Genomic DNA, 15,734 nt, shown 5'->3' with positions numbered 1-15,734 from the left:
GGAGTGGGATGGACGACGATCTGCTGCTGCCCGAGGTGCGGGCGGCTCACGGCATCGCGCAGCAGCGGCGCCGCGGCGGCAAGCCGGCGCTCAGTCTCGACCGCATCGTCGACGCCGCGATGGCGCTCGCCGACGAGGACGGGCTGGCGGCGGTCTCGATGGCCCGGGTGGCGGCCCGTCTGGGCTACACCACGATGTCGCTCTACCGCCACGTGGGCAGCAAGGACGAGCTGCTCGCCCACATGCAGGACGCCGGACTGCCACGGCCGCCCGCCGACCTCGCCGCCACGACCGACTGGCGCACGGGCCTACGCCGGTGGACCGAGGCGCAGACCGCGGCCGCGATCGACCGGCCGTGGGTGCTCGACATCCCGGTCACCGGCCCGCCGCTGATGCCGAACTCGCTGGCCTGGATGGAGGCGGCGATGTCACTGATGGCCGAGCTGCCGCTCAGCGGGATGGAGAAGCTCGCCCTGCTCACGCTGCTCGCCGGCCACGCCCGCAGCGAGGCCACCACGACGGTCAACATGCGCCGCGCCTACGCCGAGCGCGGCATCGGCGCCGAGGACGAGGGGCCGCTGTACGAGCGGGCGATGCTCCGGCTCACCGCCGACGGGCGGTTCCCGCTGCTCCACGCGATGGCCGCCGCCGGCGAGCTCTTCTCGATGCCGCCCGGCGTCGCCGACGAGGATGCGGACGCCTACTACGCGAGCTTCCCCATCGAACGGATCCTCGACGGCGTCGCGGCCTACGTGGCCGGTGATCAGGCGGTCGGCTCGTAGCGCCGTTGGTCGCCCTCGACGCCGGCGAACCGGAACGGCCCGGTCGTCTCCCGGCGGTTGACGTGGCTCGACGGGTCGGACTGCCGGCGCTGGCGCACCAGGTAGTCCTCGTCGTCGACCGGGATGCGGTCGGCGAGGATCTGCTCGTTCGCCGCCCGGCGCAGCCCGTCCTGGTAGCCCGCCACCACGCGCCCGGTGAGGAACTCCGCGACGGCGCCCGAGCCGTAGCTGGCGATCGCCACGCGCTCACCGGTGAGGTCGGCGTCGCTGTCGAGCAGGGAGAGCAGCGCGAGGTACACCGAGGCGGTGTAGCTGTTGCCGATGCGGCGGTTGTAGCCCGTCGTCGGGTCGATCTGCGCGGCCAGGGCCGCGGCGCCGAGGTCGGAGCCGGCACGCTGCGCGAGGTGGCGGTGGGCCTTGAGCGCCATCCGGGTGAAGGGCTGGTGGTAGCAGAAGTAGTCGATCGCGGAGAACTCGGCGCCGCCGTGGGCGCGGTAGTCCGCGAAGGCGCCGGCGACGGCGTCGAGGTAGGCGGTGATCGAGCTCTGGCCGTCGACGATGGCGGTCACCCGGTGGTTCGGCCGCCAGAAGTCCATGATGTCCTCGGTGAAGAGGCCGGCGGCGGGCTCCAGCTCGAGGAGGGCAGGGTCGGCGGTGACGGTGAACGCCACCGCGCCGGCGCCCTGCGTCGGCTCGGCGGTCGAGCCGAGGTCGTAGCGGGCGATGTCGCTGGCGATGACCAGCACCTTCTCGGCCGGGTTGCGTGCGACGAGGGCGGTGGCGAACTGCATCGCGGCCGTCGCCGAGTAGCAGGCCTGCTTGAGCTCGACGACCCGCACGTTCGGGTTGAGCCCGAGCAACCGGTGGGCGTACACCCCGGCCGCCTTCGACTGGTCGATCCCCGTCTCGGTGGCGAACAGCAGGGTGCGGATGCCGTCGCGTCCCGCCCGCTCCACCACCGGCAGTGCCGCGGCGGCACCAAGCGTGACGATGTCCTCGTCCTCCGCGACGACGCTCATCTCGGTCTGCCCGAGGCCGCGGTGGTACTTGGCGGGGTCCGACCCCAGCCTGGCGGCGATGCTGGCGAGGTCGATGCGGTAGGTGCCGGTCGCGAAAGCGAGGTCGTCGATGCCGATCACGGGGGAAATGGTCACTCCTCGGTCGAAGGGGTCAAGTCTACGGTGCTGCGCGACTTGCGCTCGATGGCGACGTGGGCGGCCATGAGCTCGCCCGGGTTGGTCTGCGCGGCCAGCAGCGAGAGCTCCCCGCACCACACCGCGGCGGCGCACAGACCCGCGAGCCGGCGGGCGTTGTCGCCGGGGGCACGGTCCTCGCGGCAGCCGAGCCGGGTGAGGTTCTCCTCGACGAACGGCAGCCCCTTGCCGTTGCCGACGGTGCCGACGATGAGGTTGGGCAGCGTGCAGGAGAAGTAGAGGTCCCCGCCATCGACCTCGGCCTGCGTGACGCCCTGGGAGCCCTCGACGATGTTCGCGGCGTCCTGCCCGGTGGCGAGGTAGAACGCGAGGAGCATGTTCGCGTAGTGCGCGTTGGCCGAGCGGATGCCGCCGGCGAGGATCGTACCGATGAGGTTCTTGCGGGTGTTGAGCTCGGCGATCTTCTCCGGGGTGCTGCGCAGCCACTTCTCGACGACGGCGCGCGGGATGACCGCCTCGGTGACGACGTGCTTGCCCCGGCCGAGGATCCCGTTGATCGCCGTCGCCTTCTTGTCCGAGCAGTAGTTGCCGGAGATCGAGCCGTAGCGCAGCTCGGGCCAGGTGGCCATGAGGTGGGTCATCAGCCGCTCGGCGGCGAGGGTGGCCATGTTGTGGCCCGACGCGTCGCCGGAGGTGATCTCGAAGCGCACGAACAGCAGCCGGCCGGCGATCTCGCTGTGCATGTCGATGAGCTGGGCGAACCGGCTGCTCGCCGCGACCACCTGCTGCAGCTCGGCGAACCGGTCGCGCACCTGCGCGAGCACCCGCACCGCGACCCCGGCGCCGTCGAGCTCGAAGAGGACCGAGCGGCTCATCCGTTCGGTCACCAGCGTGGTGGCGATGCCGCCGTCGATCAGCCGGGAGATCCGCGCGCCGCGGCCCACGGAGGGCCACAGCGGGGTCTCGTAGGTCGCCAGCGGCACCTTGTGCTGCCCGGTGACGACGTTGCCGCTCAGGTTCATCGGGCCGACCCAGCTGAGGGGCACGGCCGCCGTGGAATCGCTCATCGCTCCATCATCCGTCACTCCGCTGCCAAGTCGACCACCGGTGGCGCCACGGCCAGCGCGAGCCGGCGGATACCGGCCTGCTGCCAGCCGCGCAGCATCGGCTCGAGGTCGGTGCCGGCGGGGGCCAGCACGATGCCGCAGTCGCCGCCGCCGGCGCCGGAGGACTTCGCGGCGGCGCCGACACCCTCCGCCGCCTCGCACAGCCGGGTCAGCGCCGGGGTCTCGATGTCGATCCCCAGGGTGGTGCCGAGGCCGACGAGCAGGCGTCGTGCCGCGTGCACCGCGCCGAGGACCTGCTCCGGCCGGCCGTCGCGCAGCCCGGCGGTCAGCTCCTCGACCCGGGCGCGGCTCTCGGCGAGGAACCGGTCGTAGGAGAGGCTCTGCATCGAGCGGCGGGCGTGGACGTCGTCGACGAGGTCCGACGTCGAGGCGGCCTCGCCGGTCCAGCCGACGACGAGGTCGAGCCCCGCCGGCGCCGGCAGCCGGCTGATCTCCAGGTGCGGCCACGGTGTCCGGAGCGCGGCGAGCACGCCGTCGCGCTGCCGGAGCGCGGCGAGCGCGGCCCGGTCGGGGGAGCGGTAGGCGACCCACCCGCCGAAGCAGCTCGCGGCGACGTCGCCGCCGGAGGAGGTGGGCGCGACGTCGACGGTGGCGAGCAGCGCGAGCTTGAACAGCTCGGTGCGGGTCAGCCGAAGCCCGTAGAGCTCGTCGAGCGCCCGGACCGCGGCGACGGTCACCGCGCCGCTCGAGCCGAGGCCGAACTTGCGGCCGCTGGCGTCGTCGAGCTCGCTGCTGATCGCTATCGAGTGGAACCGCGGTGCCAGGCCGAGGTCGGCGACCAGTGTCTCGACGGTACGGATCGCGGAGAACACGTGGTCGACCGGCCGGTCGTCCTCGAGCACGGCGCCGGTCTCGTCGCGCCGCCAGCCGAAGGGCCGGTGGCCGTCCTGCTCGGACCGCACGGCGCCGCGGCCGGTGGCCGACTGCAGCCGGACCGTCACGTGCCGGTCGACGGCGATGACCACGGCGCTGCCGCCGGGCTCGACGACGGCGTACTCGCCCGCGACGAACAGCTTGCCTGCGGCGCGTGCCTCGATCATCGGTCCTGCCCGAGGACCCGGACCCCGGGGCCGGCGCCGGAGATCAGCAGATCGAGGCCGTCGAAGGCGGCGGCGAACCTGTCGGCCACCGCCGTGGAGTCCTGCGGGCGGCACAGCACCTTGACGTTCGGGCCGGCGTCCATCGTCGCGTAGGCCTCGATGCCGTCCTGGCGCAGCTGGGCGACGAGGTCCATCGCCGCCACGGTGTCGGCGTTCCAGTAGCGCACCGGCGGGACCGCGCCGAGCATCGTCGCGTGCATCCGCAGCGCGTTGGACTCGGCGAGCTCACCGACGGCGGTGAAGTCGGCGCGCTCGACGGCTCGTCGCATCTCGGCCAGCTCGCGCGGCACCGACTCAACCCAGGCCGGGAAGAACGGTGAGGTGGCCACCGTGCGGCGCATCGCCTCGCGGCTGCCGACGGCCTTGCGGGCGCTGGTGAGCACCGCGACGACGAGCGCGACGTCGAGCCCGGCGGCGTCGATCGGCTCGGCGTACGAGGAGGCGTCGTCGTCGCCGGCGTGCCAGACGACGAGCCCGCCGAAGATCGACCGGGCGGCCGAGCCAGAGCCCCGCCGGGCGAGCCGCGAGAGGTCGCGGTCGCTGAGCTCCAGGCCGTAGGCCGCGCTCGCCGCGGCGGCCAGCGCCGCGAAGCCTGAGGCGGAGGAGGCCAGGCCGGCGCCGGTGGGGATCTCGTTGGCGGTGTCGACGACCGCGGGGACGGTGCTGCCGGCACGCTCGCGCACCAGGGCGAGGAACGCGCGGACCCGCTCGAGCTCACCGCCCGTCATCGGCTCGCCGCGCCACGTCGCGACGTCGTCGGCCGCGTCGGGGGCGAGGGCGACGGTGGTGCGGGTCGGGGCGATGTCGAGGGTGAGGGAGAGGCTGCCGGTCGCCGGCAGCGAGAGCTGCTCGTCGCGCTTGCCCCAGTACTTGATGAGCGCGATGTTCGGGTGCGCGACCGCGGTGGCCCTCATGCCGGGTCCACCGTGACGACCCAGCCCGCGACGGCGCCGGCAGCGGTCATCGCACCGAGGACCGCCTGGGCCTGCGCAGCACCGGTGGCCAGCGCGATGACGCACCCGCCGCGGCCCGCGCCGGTGAGCTTCGCCCCGACGGCGCCGGCGTCCGTCGCGGCGCCGACCAGCAGGTCGACCGCCGGGTGGCCGACGTCGAGCGCGCTGAGCGACTCCTGCGCCGAGGTGAGCGCCGTGCCCACCGCGGCGAGCCGGCCGAGCTCGAGGTCACGTACGACGCCGCGGGTGAGGTCCCCGAGCCCGGCGAGCAGCTCCTCGCCGCGCGCGGGGTCGGCGTCGATCGCGCGCCGGACACCGGCGACGGCCTCGCCGGTGGAGGCCCGCACGCCGGTGTCGGCGACGACGAGCCACGCCGGTGCGCCGACGGCGAGCGGTGTGCGCCGGCCGTCGGTGAAGAGGAAAGGGCCGTCGGCGCGGGTCGCGTACGCGTCGATGCCGCTGGGATTGCCGTGGGCCACCCGTTCGGCGGTCTGCACCAGCGCGAAGCGGGTGTCCTCGTCCAGCGGCATTCCGGCGTACGCGCGGACCGCCTCGATGATCGCGTTGGCCGCGGCGGCGCTCGCGCCGAGCCCGGCGCGCGGCGGGATGTCGCTGTGGACGGTGATCTCCAGGTCCCGTGCCGGCAGCCCGAAGAAGTCGAGGGCGGCGGTCGCCGCGACGCCGACCGAGACGAACCGTTCCGGCAGCAGGTCCACCGGCAGGCTGCGGCCGTCGGTGCTCAGCAGCAGCGGACCGGCGGCGGGGCGGACCTCGGCGACGGTGCGCAGCGGGGTGAGGGGCAGCGCGATCGCGGGGTGGCCGTAGACCGCGGAGTGCTCGCCGATGAGGATGCCCTTGGCGTGCGCCGAGCCCGCAGCGGCGCGCGGCAAGGCGAAGCGGGGTGAGGGCATCGGTCGACTTTCGAGAAGGAGTGCGGGAACCGAGGGTAAGTCTAGAACCCCCACTCACCGATCCGCGGCAGTGCGACCTGCCACACGTGGTCGAACCACGCAGTGAAGGGCTCGCGGGCGCGCAGCTCGGCCAGCTCGGCCGCGGTGACGAGGACGATCTCGTCGATCTCCGAGGGCTCCGGGACCAGCGCGGCCGGGTCTACGCGGCCGGCGAAGACATGGTTGAACTCGCGCTCGTACAGCCCGCTCGCCTCGTCGTGGACGTGGTACTTCACGGTGCCGAGCTCGACGAGCCCGGTGACCGGTCCGCCCAGCTCGTCCTGGGCGCGGCGGGCGACGGCGTCGGCGACCGGCTCCCCGGGGAACGGGTGGCCGCAGGTGCTGTTGGTCAGCAGCAGGGGCGAGTGGTACTTCACCGACGCGCGGCGCTGCAGCAGCAGCCGGCCGTCGTCGTCGAAGGCGAAGAGGGAGAACGCCCGGTGCCGGATCCCCGGCTCACGGTGGACCGCGAGCTTCTCGCTGGTGCCGGTCGCCCGACCGTCCTCGTCGACCGTCTCGACCAGGATCTCGCCGTCGCCCGCCATACCTGCCACCTCTCGTGTCTGCCGATGTCGGCCTCAGCCTAGTCTGCTTAGACTGACGCCATGAGTTCCACCGAGCCCCCCAGCAGCCCCAGCGACCCGATGACCCAGTCGGGCACCAGCGTCCTGGAGCGCGAGGAGCTGCGGGAGCAGGAGCCGGGCGACAACGAACGCTTCTCGCACTACGTGAAGAAGGACAAGATCGTGTCCTCCGCGATGTCCGGCCAGCCGGTCGTCGCGCTGTGCGGCAAGGTGTGGACCCCCGGCCGGGACCCCAAGAAGTACCCGGTGTGCCCGGAGTGCAAGGAGATCTACGAGGGCATCAAGGGCGGCTCCGGGCGCGGGCGCGGCCCGTTCGGCTTCGGTGGCCGCGGCGGCGACAGCTCCGGAAGCGGGGAGTGAGCGCCGCGCAGCAGCGCGGGTCGACGACGACCACCGGGGTGCCCGCCGCCGCCTCGACGGCCGCGGCCGAGCACCTCTCGCCCGCCTACCCGGCGCGTGCTGCCTGGGGGACGGCCTCCCGGCTGCGTGCCTGGCAGGCCGAGGCGCTGGAGGCCTACCGCGCTGCCTCACCGCAGGACTTCCTCGCCGTCGCGACCCCCGGTGCCGGCAAGACCACCTTCGCGCTGCGGGTGGCCACCGAGCTGCTCGCCGCCGGCGTCGTCACCGCGGTCACCGTGGTCGCGCCCACGGAGCACCTCAAGGGGCAGTGGGCCGACGCCGCGGCACGGGTCGGCATCCAGCTCGACCCGGACTTCCGCAACGCCCAGGAGCGCCACGGCGCGACCTTCGACGGCGTGGCCGTCACCTATGCGCAGATCGCCGCGAACGCCGAGCTGCACCGCCGCCGTACCTCCGCGCAGCCGACCCTGGTGATCCTCGACGAGGTCCACCACGGCGGTGACGCGCTCAGCTGGGGCGAGGGGGTGCAGCGCGCCTTCGAGCCGGCCCGCCGCCGGCTGGCGCTCACCGGGACCCCGTTCCGTTCCGACACCGCCGCGATCCCGTTCGTCACCTACGAGCGCGGCACCGACGGCGTGCGGCGCTCGCGCGCGGACTACTCCTACGGCTACGCCGACGCGTTGCGTGACGGCGTCGTGCGGCCGGTGATCTTCCTGTCCTACTCGGGCCAGATGCGCTGGCGCACCCGGACGGGCGACGAGGTGAGCGCCAGTCTCGGGGAGCCGCTGACCAAGGATCTCACCGCGCAGGCGTGGCGCACCGCGCTGGACCCGGCCGGTGACTGGATGCCGTCGGTGCTGACCGCGGCCGACCGGCGGCTGACCGAGGTCCGTCGTGGCATGCCCGACGCCGGTGGTCTGGTCATCGCCACCGACCAGACCAAGGCCCGTGCCTACGCCCGGCTGCTGCACGAGATCAGCGGCGAGCGGCCCGCCGTCGTGCTGTCGGACGACGACGGCTCCTCGGCCCGGATCGACGACTTCGCGGCGAGCGAGCAGCGCTGGATGGTCGCGGTGCGGATGGTCTCCGAGGGCGTGGACGTGCCACGGCTCGCCGTCGGGGTGTACGCGACCTCGACGTCGACGCCGCTGTTCTTCGCCCAGGCGGTCGGCCGCTTCGTGCGGGCCAGGCGCCGCGGCGAGACCGCCTCGGTGTTCCTGCCGAGCGTGCAGCTGCTGCTCGCGCACGCGAACGCGCTGGAGCTGGAGCGCGACCACGCGCTCGACCGGGTGCTCACCGCGGAGGAGAAGGGCACCTTCTTCACCCCCGAGGAGGCCGAGCTCGCCGCCGCGCAGCGCGAGGAGAAGGCCAGCGACGACCTCATGCTGCCCGGCTTCGAGGCGCTGCAGTCCCAGGCGTCCTTCGACAAGGTGCTGTTCGACGGTGGCGAGTTCGGTACCGGGGCGGAGGTCGGCTCCGCGGCGGAGCAGGACTACCTCGGCATCCCCGGCCTGCTCGAGCCGGACCAGGTGCGGTCGCTGCTGCGCGCCCGGCAGGCCGACCAGGTCAAGCACCAGAAGCGTGAGGTCCAGGCGCAGCAGCAGCGCGACACGAACTCCGGGATCTCCGACCACCGCCGCCGCGCCGCACTCCGCAAGGAGCTGTCCAGCCTGGTGTCGGCGTGGGCCCGGCGCAGCAACCTGGCCCACGCCGTCGTCCACACCGAGCTGCGCAAGAAGTGCGGCGGCCCGGAGGTGGCGCTGGCCAGCGTCGAGGAGATCGAGGCCCGCATCGCCCAGCTGCGTAAGTGGTTCGTCGGCCAGAAGTAGCCGCCAGCCCTCAGACGCGGTTCTTCTTGCCGCGCCCGACGACCATCATGATGAGCGAGATGACGAGGATCGCGACACCGATCCACACGAGGATCATCCCGACCTCCGTGGCGACGCCGACGATGAGGAGGATCGCGCCGACGATGATGAGCAGCAACCAGAGAGACATGTGACGTCCTTTCACTCGCAGCACCGGAGGTGGTGCTGCTCACCAACCTTGGCGGTGATCGACGGTCACGGCATCTCGAGACGCTGCTCAGCCCGCGCGGTCGACGTGCCGGGTGGGGATCGCCGGGTCGCCCTCGGACAGCCGCCAGCCCTCGTAGGGCAGCTCGGCGCGGGAGCGCACGTGCCGCTCGGTGGCAGCCGCCAGCGCCGCCGGGCCGCGGTGGGTGTCGTCGATGACGCCGTCGCGCACGAGCGACACGTGCAGCGGCCGGGCGGAGGCCTCGGCGAGCACCGGTAGGCCCTCGTCCGCCGAGCCGCAGGCGACGACGAGCTCCTCGCGGGCGACGCCGTCGTGCAGCACCCGCCCGGCCACCTTGTAGCCGCCGACGGACGCCTTGGAGGTCGACCGCTTGGCCACCTCCTCCATCACCCCGGCCGAGCTCTCCCGGGCGACGAGCTTGTAGACCAGCTCGGCGGTGGGCTGGCCGGACCCGGTGACGAGCTTGGTGCCCACGCCGTAGGAGTCCACCGGGGCCGCGCCGAGTGCGGCGATGGCGTACTCGTCGAGGTCGGAGGTGACGGTGATCTTCGTGGTCGTCGCGCCGAGCGCGTCCAGCTGGGCGCGCACCGTGAACGCCTGGGCGACGAGATCCCCGGAGTCCAGCCGCACCGCGCCGAGCTCCCCGCCCGCGTTGCGTGCGGCAGTGACGGCGCGCTCGACGCCGGCCTCGACGTCGTAGGTGTCGACGAGCAGCGTGGTGCCGGGCCCGAGCGCGGCCACCTGCGCCGCGAAGGCGGACTCCTCGTCGTCGTGCACGAGCGTGAAGGAGTGGGCGGCGGTGCCGATGGTCCCGATCCCGTAGGAGCGTCCCGCCTCGAGCACCGAGGAGCCCGCGAAGCCGGCGACGACGGCGGCGCGCGCCGCGGCGACGCTCGCCTCCTCGTGGGTGCGCCGGGCGCCCATCTCCAGGCAGGGCCGGCCGTGCGCGGCCATCGTCATCCGGGACGCCGCGGCCGCGACCGCGCTGTCGTGGTTGAGCACCGAGAGGATGACGGTCTCCAGGATGACCGCCTCGGCGAAGGAGCCGGTGACGGTGAGGATGGGGGAGCCGGGGAAGAAGCACTCGCCCTCGCCGTAGCCGTCGATGCTCCCGCCGAACCGGTAGTCGCGCAGGTAGTCCAGCGTCGCCGCGCCGACGACCTCCTCGTCGCGCAGCCAGTCGATCTCCGCGCCGCTGAAGCGGAAGTCCGCGATGGCGTCGAGCACCCGGCCGGTGCCGGCAACGACGCCGTAGCGCCGGCCGCCGGCCAGCCGGCGGGCGAAGCACTCGAACACGCTCGGACGCGTCGCCGCGCCCGAGCGCAGTGAGGCCTCGAGCATGGTCAGCTCGTATCGATCGGTGAGCAGGGCCGTCGTCGGCCGGATGCGTGACATGGGGCAAACCTAGCGAGCCGGGCGCGCGGGGTGCATAGGCTGTGGGCATGTCGGCGACCAAGTCCTCCCCGCGCACCGCGCCGGAGCAGACCGTGAACCAGGAGCAGCAGGCCGTCCCGGCGCGGCCCTGGCGCACGATCGTGTGGAACGACCCGGTCAATCTCATGAGCTATGTCACATACGTCTTCCGCAGCTACTTCGGCTACTCCAAGGCGAAGGCGCACAGCCTCATGCTGCAGGTGCACCACGACGGCAGCGCCGTCGTCGCCGAGGGCTCGCGGGAGACCATGGAGGTTCACGTGCAGGCGATGCACACCTACGGCCTGTGGGCCACGCTCTCGCCCCAGCAGGACGGCTGACGTGCGCGCGTTCATCGCCGTCCCGGGCGGCTACGCCTGCGAGCTCGAGGACTCCGAGCTGCGGATCCTGTCCCGGGTGGTGGCCGACACCTGCGAGCTGCTCGGCACCCACGTCGACGACGACGGCCCCGCGGCGCCCGACGCCACCGGTGACGACGCGGTCCTGGCCGCGCTCGCGTGGGACGTCGCCGACGGCGCGCCGCCGCGCGACCCGGCGCTGGCGCGGCTGCTGCCACCGGCGAGCACCGACGACGACGAGCTCGCCGCCGAGGTGCGCCGGCTGACCGAGGGCTCGTTGCGGGCGACGAAGGTCGACCACCTGCGGGTGGTGCACCGCACGCTGACGGCGAGCTCCGGCGTCGTCATCGTCCGTGCCGGGCAGGAGCGGGCCTGGCTCTCGGCGATCACCGACGTCCGGCTCGTGCTCGCGTCGCGGCTGGGGATCACGACCGACGACGACGCCGAGCGGGTCTACGAGCGTGCCGGGCAGGGCGAGCCGCAGACCAGCGCCGCCGAGCTCGACGCCGCGCTCACCAGCCTGTACGCGGCGCTGACCTGGTGGCAGGAGTCACTGCTCGAGGCGATGTCCGGGCAGGCGCGGTGACACTAGGCTCTGGCAGCGTGGACGGGGCACCGATCGGGATCTTCGACTCCGGTGTCGGAGGTCTGACGGTCGCGCGCGCGATCATCGACCAGCTGCCGCAGGAGTCGCTGCTGTACATCGGCGACACCGCCAACAGCCCGTACGGCACCAAGCCGATCGCCCAGGTCCGTGCGATGGCGCTGGAGATCATGGACCGGCTGGTCGCCTCCGGCGTGAAGGCGCTGGTCATCGCGTGCAACTCGGCCTCCGCCGCGGTGCTGCGCGACGCGCGCGAGCGGTACGCGGTCGGCGCCGGCGTGCCCGTCGTCGAGGTCATCCAGCCCGCGGTGCGCCGCGCCGTCGCTGCCACCCGCACCGGCCGGGTGGGGGTCATCGGGACCGAGGCGACCATCGGTTCGGGTGCCTACCGCGACTCCTTCGCCGCCGCGCCGCACCTCGAGCTGACGATGGCAGCGGCGCCGCGCTTCGTCGAGCTCGTCGAGCGGGGCACCACCTCCGGTCCCGAGGTGCTCGCCGCCGCCCGGGAGTACCTCGAGCCGGTCCGCGCGGCCGGCGTCGACACCCTCGTCCTCGGCTGCACCCACTACCCGCTGCTCACCGGCGTCATCTCCTACGTCATGGGTGACCAGGTGACGCTGGTGTCGAGCGCGGAGGAGACCGCCAAGGACACCTACCGCACGCTCGTCGCCCACGACCTGCTGCGCGACCCGTCGGCGCCGCCGCCGCGCCACCGGTTCCTCGCCACCGGCGACGGCTCGGCGTTCACCCACCTGGCCCGCCGGTTCCTCGGTCCCGAGGTCGACCACGTGGACAGCGACGCCGAGCTGGAGGTCGCCACGTGAGGCTCACCGTGGTCGGCAGCTCCGGCTCGATGTCCGGTCCCCGCTCCGCGGCGTCCTGCTACCTCGTGCAGGCCTCGGACGGCGACCGCACCTGGAACGTCCTGCTCGACCTCGGCTCGGGGGCCTTCGGGTCGCTGATGCGCTACCTCGACCCGGCGCTGATCGACGCCGTCGTGCTCTCCCACCTGCACGCCGACCACGTCGTGGACATGACCGGCCTCGAGGTCTACCTGCGGTACGGGCCGGGCGGCGCGCTGCCGCCGGTGCGGGTGCTGGGCCCGGCGGCGACGCCGGAGCGGGTCGCGGCACTGACCATGGACACCGTCGAGTCGCTCGGGGAGTCCTTCGAGTTCGAGACGCTCGACGCCGGCAGCGTCCACCAGGTGGGACCGCTGCGCATCGAGCCGCGTGAGGTCAATCACCCGATCGAGGCCTACGGGCTGCGGATCACCGGCCCGTCGACCACCGGCGAGGGCGACGTCGTGCTCGGCTACAGCGGCGACACCGACACCTGCGACGGGCTGCTCGAGGTGGCGGCCAACGCCGACCTGCTGCTGTGCGAGGCCGCCTTCCAGGAGGGCCGCGACGCGGTCCGTGGCATCCATCTCACCGGCCTGCGGGCCGGTCAGGCCGCGCACCAGGCAGGTGCCAAGCACCTCGTGCTCACCCACCTGCAGCCGTGGAACGACGCCGAGACGATCCGCACCGAGGCGCGGTCGGCCTTCGGCGGGCCCATCGGGCTGGCCGAGCCCGGCGCCACTTGGGAGATCTAGCCCCTCGGTCGATAGCCTGGGCGGCATGACGAAGCAGACCTCCAGCCCGGACGAGGCACGCAGCAACGCCCGCCTCGCGATGCCAGATGCCCTGCGGACCGATGTGCGCACGCTCGGCGCCCTGCTCGGGCAGGTGCTCGAGGAGGACGGCGGGCCCGGCCTGCTGGCCGACGTCGAGAAGCTGCGCGAGCTGGCCATCGAGGCGGTGGTCGACGCGGACGGCGAGGGCCAGCTGCGCGAGGCCCAGGAGCTGGTCGACTCGTTCACCCTCGAGCGGGCCGACGCCGTCGCCCGGGCGTTCACCTGCTACTTCCACCTCGTCAACCTCGCCGAGGAGTACCACCGGGTGCGGTCGCTGCGGGCGCGCGACACCCCCGACGGCCCGGCGCACCGCGCCGACACCCTCGCCGGGGCCTACGAGCGGCTCGTCTCCGAGACCTCGACGGAGGAGGCGGCCCGCCGGCTGCGCGAGCTGAAGTTCCACCCCGTCCTCACCGCCCACCCCACCGAGGCCCGGCGTCGTGCGATCTCCGGCACCATCCGCCGGATCTCCGAGCTGGTCGAGGAGTCCGACGACCCGCGCCTGGGCGCCCACGCCCAGCTGCGCATCCGCCGCCGGATGCTCGCCGAGATCGACACCATGTGGCGCACCGCCCACCTGCGGCAGGACAAGCCGTCGCCGGTGGACGAGGTCTACACCGCGATGTCGATCTTCGACCAGACGCTGTTCGACGTCCTGCCGGTGGTCTACCGAGAGGCCGACGACTGGCTGCAGGGTGACCGCCGGGGACTCGACGCGCCCCGCGCCACGCCCTTCGTGCGGCTCGGCAGCTGGATCGGCGCCGACCGCGACGGCAACCCCAACGTCACCGCGAAGGTCACCCGGCAGGCTGCCGCGATCGCCTCGGAGCACATCCTCGTCGCGCTCGAGCGCGAGACCACCCGTATCGGGCTGTCGATGACCCTCGACGAGACCGGCACGCCGCCGTCGGAGGAGCTGCTGGCCCTGTGGTCCACCCAGCGCCAGCTCTCCGACGAGGTCACCAGCCAGGTGGCGGCGCGCTCGCCGCGCGAGCCCCACCGCCGGGTGATGCTCGTGGCCGCCGCCCGGCTCGCGGCCACCCGGGAGCGCGACGCCGACCTCGCCTACGCCGACGCGCAGGAGCTGCTCGCCGACCTGCGCACCGTGCAGGACTCGCTGCGGCAGGCCGGCGCGCTGCGCAAGGCGCACGGTGAGCTGCAGAACCTCATCTGGCAGGTGGAGTCCTTCGGCTTCCACCTCACCGAGCTGGAGGTGCGCCAGCACTCCAAGGTGCACGCCCAGACGCTCGCGTGGATCGCCGACCCGGCCTCGGTGCCGGAGCCGAGCGTCGCCCCCGAGGAGGTCCTCGAGACCTTCCGGTCGATCGCCGCGATCCAGCGCCGCCACGGCGAGGCGGCCTGCCACCGCTACATCATCTCCTTCACCCGCACGAGCGAGGACCTCGCCGCCGTCTACCAGCTCGCCGAGCACGCGCTCGGCGGCCCGGAGGCGGCACCGGTGCTCGACGTCATCCCGCTGTTCGAGACCTTCGACGACCTCCAGGCCGCGCCGCGCATCCTCGACGAGATGCTCGAGCTGCCGCAGGTGCAGGCCCGGCTGGCGGCTACCGGCCGGGAGGTCGAGGTCATGCTCGGCTACTCCGACTCTGCCAAGGACGTCGGCCCGGTCGCGGCCACCCTCGCGCTGTACGAGGCGCAGGAGGAGATCACCGCCTGGGCGCTGCGCCACGACATCCGGCTCACGCTGTTCCACGGCCGCGGGGGCGCGCTCGGCCGCGGCGGCGGCCCGGCGAACCGGGCCATCCTCGCCCAGCCGCCGCACTCGGTCGACGGCCGGTTCAAGGTGACCGAGCAGGGCGAGGTCATCAACGCCCGGTACGGCACCGCGGCGATCGCGGTTCGGCACATCGACCAGGTGGCCTCTGCCACGCTGCTCGCGCTGGCTCCCTCGACCGAGGACCGCAACGCGACCGCCGCCAAGCACTTCGCCCCGGTGGCCGCGACCATGGACGAGGTGTCCCGCGCCCGGTTCTTCGAGCTGGTCCACGCCGAGGGCTTCGCGCCGTGGTTCGCCCAGGTGACGCCGCAGGAGGAGGTCGGGCTGCTGCCGCTCGGCTCCCGGCCGGCCCGCCGCGGGCTGTCGGTGGAGTCGCTGGACGACCTCCGGGCCATCCCGTGGGTGTTCGCCTGGACGCAGGCACGGATCAACCTCACCGGCTGGTTCGGGCTCGGCTCGGCGCTGGAGGCCGTCGGGGACCTCGCGGTGCTGCGCGAGGCTTATCGCGACTGGCCGCTGTTCAACACCCTCATCGACAACGTCGAGATGTCGCTGGCCAAGACCGACCGGCGCATCGCCCGCCAGTACCTCGAGCTGGGCGACCGGCCCGAGCTCACCGAGCTCGTCCTCGACGAGCTCGACCTCACGACCCGCTGGGTGCTGGACATCACCGGCCACAGCCGGCCGCTCGAGGGCCGCCGGGTGCTGGGCCGGGCGGTGCAGCTGCGCAACCCGTACGTCGACGCGCTCTCGCTGCTGCAGCTGCGGGCGCTGCGCGCACTGCGGGCCGACGACGTCGACACCCGCGACCCGGCGGAGGCCGCCGAGATCCAGCGGCTGCTGCTGCTGTCGGTCAACGGGATCGCCGCGGGGCTGCAGAACACCGGCTGAGCCG

The 15,734-nt window shown here is 73.4% G+C and carries 16 protein-coding genes; 8 read left to right on the top strand and 8 right to left on the bottom strand.

Annotated elements, in window-relative coordinates; translation table 11 throughout:
• Positions 1 to 8: 8 nt before the first annotated feature.
• Entirely contained in the window at positions 9 to 782 is a 774-nt protein-coding gene (locus V2J52_RS09570) for a TetR/AcrR family transcriptional regulator (protein ID WP_331227455.1), read from the top strand.
• On the opposite strand, the gene V2J52_RS09565 is transcribed toward V2J52_RS09570, so the two are convergent.
• The 6 genes from V2J52_RS09565 to idi are packed head-to-tail and all read right to left on the bottom strand — an operon-like array spanning position 764 to position 6,611.
• Entirely contained in the window at positions 764 to 1,930 is a 1,167-nt protein-coding gene (locus V2J52_RS09565) for a hydroxymethylglutaryl-CoA synthase (RefSeq protein ID WP_491062087.1), read from the bottom strand. The two genes, V2J52_RS09570 and V2J52_RS09565, sit on opposite strands and share 19 nt — an antisense overlap.
• A gap of 2 nt (positions 1,931 to 1,932) precedes the next feature.
• Positions 1,933 to 3,003 (bottom strand): hydroxymethylglutaryl-CoA reductase, encoded by a 1,071-nt coding sequence (locus tag V2J52_RS09560; RefSeq protein WP_331227453.1) that lies wholly within the window; start codon positions 3,001 to 3,003, stop codon positions 1,933 to 1,935.
• Positions 3,004 to 3,017: 14 nt separating this feature from the next.
• Positions 3,018 to 4,103: a phosphomevalonate kinase gene (locus tag V2J52_RS09555; protein WP_331227452.1), complete on the bottom strand. Its 1,086-nt coding sequence runs from the start codon at positions 4,101 to 4,103 to the stop codon at positions 3,018 to 3,020.
• On the bottom strand, positions 4,100 to 5,077 hold the full coding sequence (mvaD, locus tag V2J52_RS09550) for a diphosphomevalonate decarboxylase (protein ID WP_331227451.1): 978 nt from the start codon (positions 5,075 to 5,077) through the stop codon (positions 4,100 to 4,102). The genes V2J52_RS09555 and mvaD overlap by 4 nt, the downstream gene beginning before the upstream one ends.
• Positions 5,074 to 6,027, bottom strand: coding sequence for a mevalonate kinase (gene mvk, locus V2J52_RS09545; RefSeq protein WP_331227450.1), 954 nt, complete (start codon positions 6,025 to 6,027; stop codon positions 5,074 to 5,076). Before mvk ends, mvaD begins: the two co-directional genes overlap by 4 nt.
• Before the next feature lie 41 nt (positions 6,028 to 6,068).
• Complete coding sequence (idi, locus tag V2J52_RS09540; RefSeq protein WP_331227764.1) at positions 6,069 to 6,611, bottom strand: isopentenyl-diphosphate Delta-isomerase; 543 nt, start codon at positions 6,609 to 6,611, stop codon at positions 6,069 to 6,071.
• Between the two features lie 60 nt (positions 6,612 to 6,671).
• Here idi and V2J52_RS09535 point away from each other — a divergent pair, with 60 nt between their 5' ends.
• Together V2J52_RS09535 and V2J52_RS09530 are read left to right on the top strand one after the other, a co-directional pair.
• Positions 6,672 to 7,010, top strand: coding sequence for a DUF3039 domain-containing protein (locus tag V2J52_RS09535; protein WP_331227449.1), 339 nt, complete (start codon positions 6,672 to 6,674; stop codon positions 7,008 to 7,010).
• Positions 7,007 to 8,839, top strand: a complete 1,833-nt coding sequence (locus V2J52_RS09530; protein ID WP_331227448.1) for a DEAD/DEAH box helicase — start codon at positions 7,007 to 7,009, stop codon at positions 8,837 to 8,839. The genes V2J52_RS09535 and V2J52_RS09530 overlap by 4 nt, the downstream gene beginning before the upstream one ends.
• 10 nt (positions 8,840 to 8,849) lie before the next feature.
• On the opposite strand, the gene V2J52_RS09525 is transcribed toward V2J52_RS09530, so the two are convergent.
• Positions 8,850 to 9,008, bottom strand: a complete 159-nt coding sequence (locus V2J52_RS09525) for a hypothetical protein (protein ID WP_331227447.1) — start codon at positions 9,006 to 9,008, stop codon at positions 8,850 to 8,852.
• Positions 9,009 to 9,095: 87 nt separating this feature from the next.
• Positions 9,096 to 10,442 carry a nicotinate phosphoribosyltransferase gene (locus V2J52_RS09520; RefSeq protein ID WP_331227446.1) on the bottom strand — a complete coding sequence of 449 codons (1,347 nt, stop codon included), beginning with the start codon at positions 10,440 to 10,442 and terminating at the stop codon, positions 9,096 to 9,098.
• Between the two features lie 47 nt (positions 10,443 to 10,489).
• Between V2J52_RS09520 and clpS the strand changes: the two genes are divergently transcribed.
• From clpS to V2J52_RS09495, 5 genes are read left to right on the top strand one after another with little or no spacing between them, the layout of a single operon-like run.
• Positions 10,490 to 10,801, top strand: coding sequence for an ATP-dependent Clp protease adapter ClpS (clpS, locus tag V2J52_RS09515; RefSeq protein WP_331227445.1), 312 nt, complete (start codon positions 10,490 to 10,492; stop codon positions 10,799 to 10,801).
• Position 10,802: 1 nt separating this feature from the next.
• A complete protein-coding gene (locus V2J52_RS09510) occupies positions 10,803 to 11,405 on the top strand; it encodes a DUF2017 domain-containing protein (RefSeq protein WP_331227444.1) in 603 nt (200 codons plus the stop codon).
• A gap of 17 nt (positions 11,406 to 11,422) precedes the next feature.
• The gene (murI, locus tag V2J52_RS09505) at positions 11,423 to 12,247 is read left to right on the top strand and encodes a glutamate racemase (RefSeq protein WP_331227443.1); all 825 of its coding nucleotides are present in this window, start codon (positions 11,423 to 11,425) and stop codon (positions 12,245 to 12,247) included.
• Positions 12,244 to 13,020, top strand: a complete 777-nt coding sequence (locus V2J52_RS09500; RefSeq protein ID WP_331227442.1) for an MBL fold metallo-hydrolase — start codon at positions 12,244 to 12,246, stop codon at positions 13,018 to 13,020. The genes murI and V2J52_RS09500 overlap by 4 nt, the downstream gene beginning before the upstream one ends.
• A gap of 25 nt (positions 13,021 to 13,045) precedes the next feature.
• Complete coding sequence (locus tag V2J52_RS09495; protein WP_331227441.1) at positions 13,046 to 15,730, top strand: phosphoenolpyruvate carboxylase; 2,685 nt, start codon at positions 13,046 to 13,048, stop codon at positions 15,728 to 15,730.
• Positions 15,731 to 15,734 lie beyond the last annotated feature (4 nt).

It is taken from the genome of Georgenia sunbinii (assembly GCF_036421875.1).
Classification (GTDB): Bacteria; Actinomycetota; Actinomycetes; order Actinomycetales; family Actinomycetaceae; genus Georgenia_B; species Georgenia_B sunbinii.
This window is presented reverse-complemented; position numbering and strand designations above follow the sequence as displayed.

What these genes read in the sequence shown, in the direction of transcription:
- V2J52_RS09560 (WP_331227453.1), bottom strand. Translation starts at nt 3,003, where the DNA reads ATGAGCGATTCCACGGCGGCCGTGCCCCTCAGCTGGGTCGGCCCGATG.
- V2J52_RS09525 (WP_331227447.1), bottom strand. Translation starts at nt 9,008, where the DNA reads ATGTCTCTCTGGTTGCTGCTCATCATCGTCGGCGCGATCCTCCTCATC.
- V2J52_RS09495 (WP_331227441.1), top strand. Translation starts at nt 13,046, where the DNA reads ATGACGAAGCAGACCTCCAGCCCGGACGAGGCACGCAGCAACGCCCGC.
- mvk (WP_331227450.1), bottom strand. Translation starts at nt 6,027, where the DNA reads ATGCCCTCACCCCGCTTCGCCTTGCCGCGCGCCGCTGCGGGCTCGGCG.
- V2J52_RS09520 (WP_331227446.1), bottom strand. Translation starts at nt 10,442, where the DNA reads ATGTCACGCATCCGGCCGACGACGGCCCTGCTCACCGATCGATACGAG.
- idi (WP_331227764.1), bottom strand. Translation starts at nt 6,611, where the DNA reads ATGGCGGGCGACGGCGAGATCCTGGTCGAGACGGTCGACGAGGACGGT.
- mvaD (WP_331227451.1), bottom strand. Translation starts at nt 5,077, where the DNA reads ATGAGGGCCACCGCGGTCGCGCACCCGAACATCGCGCTCATCAAGTAC.
- V2J52_RS09535 (WP_331227449.1), top strand. Translation starts at nt 6,672, where the DNA reads ATGAGTTCCACCGAGCCCCCCAGCAGCCCCAGCGACCCGATGACCCAG.
- clpS (WP_331227445.1), top strand. Translation starts at nt 10,490, where the DNA reads ATGTCGGCGACCAAGTCCTCCCCGCGCACCGCGCCGGAGCAGACCGTG.
- V2J52_RS09555 (WP_331227452.1), bottom strand. Translation starts at nt 4,103, where the DNA reads ATGATCGAGGCACGCGCCGCAGGCAAGCTGTTCGTCGCGGGCGAGTAC.
- V2J52_RS09570 (WP_331227455.1), top strand. Translation starts at nt 9, where the DNA reads ATGGACGACGATCTGCTGCTGCCCGAGGTGCGGGCGGCTCACGGCATC.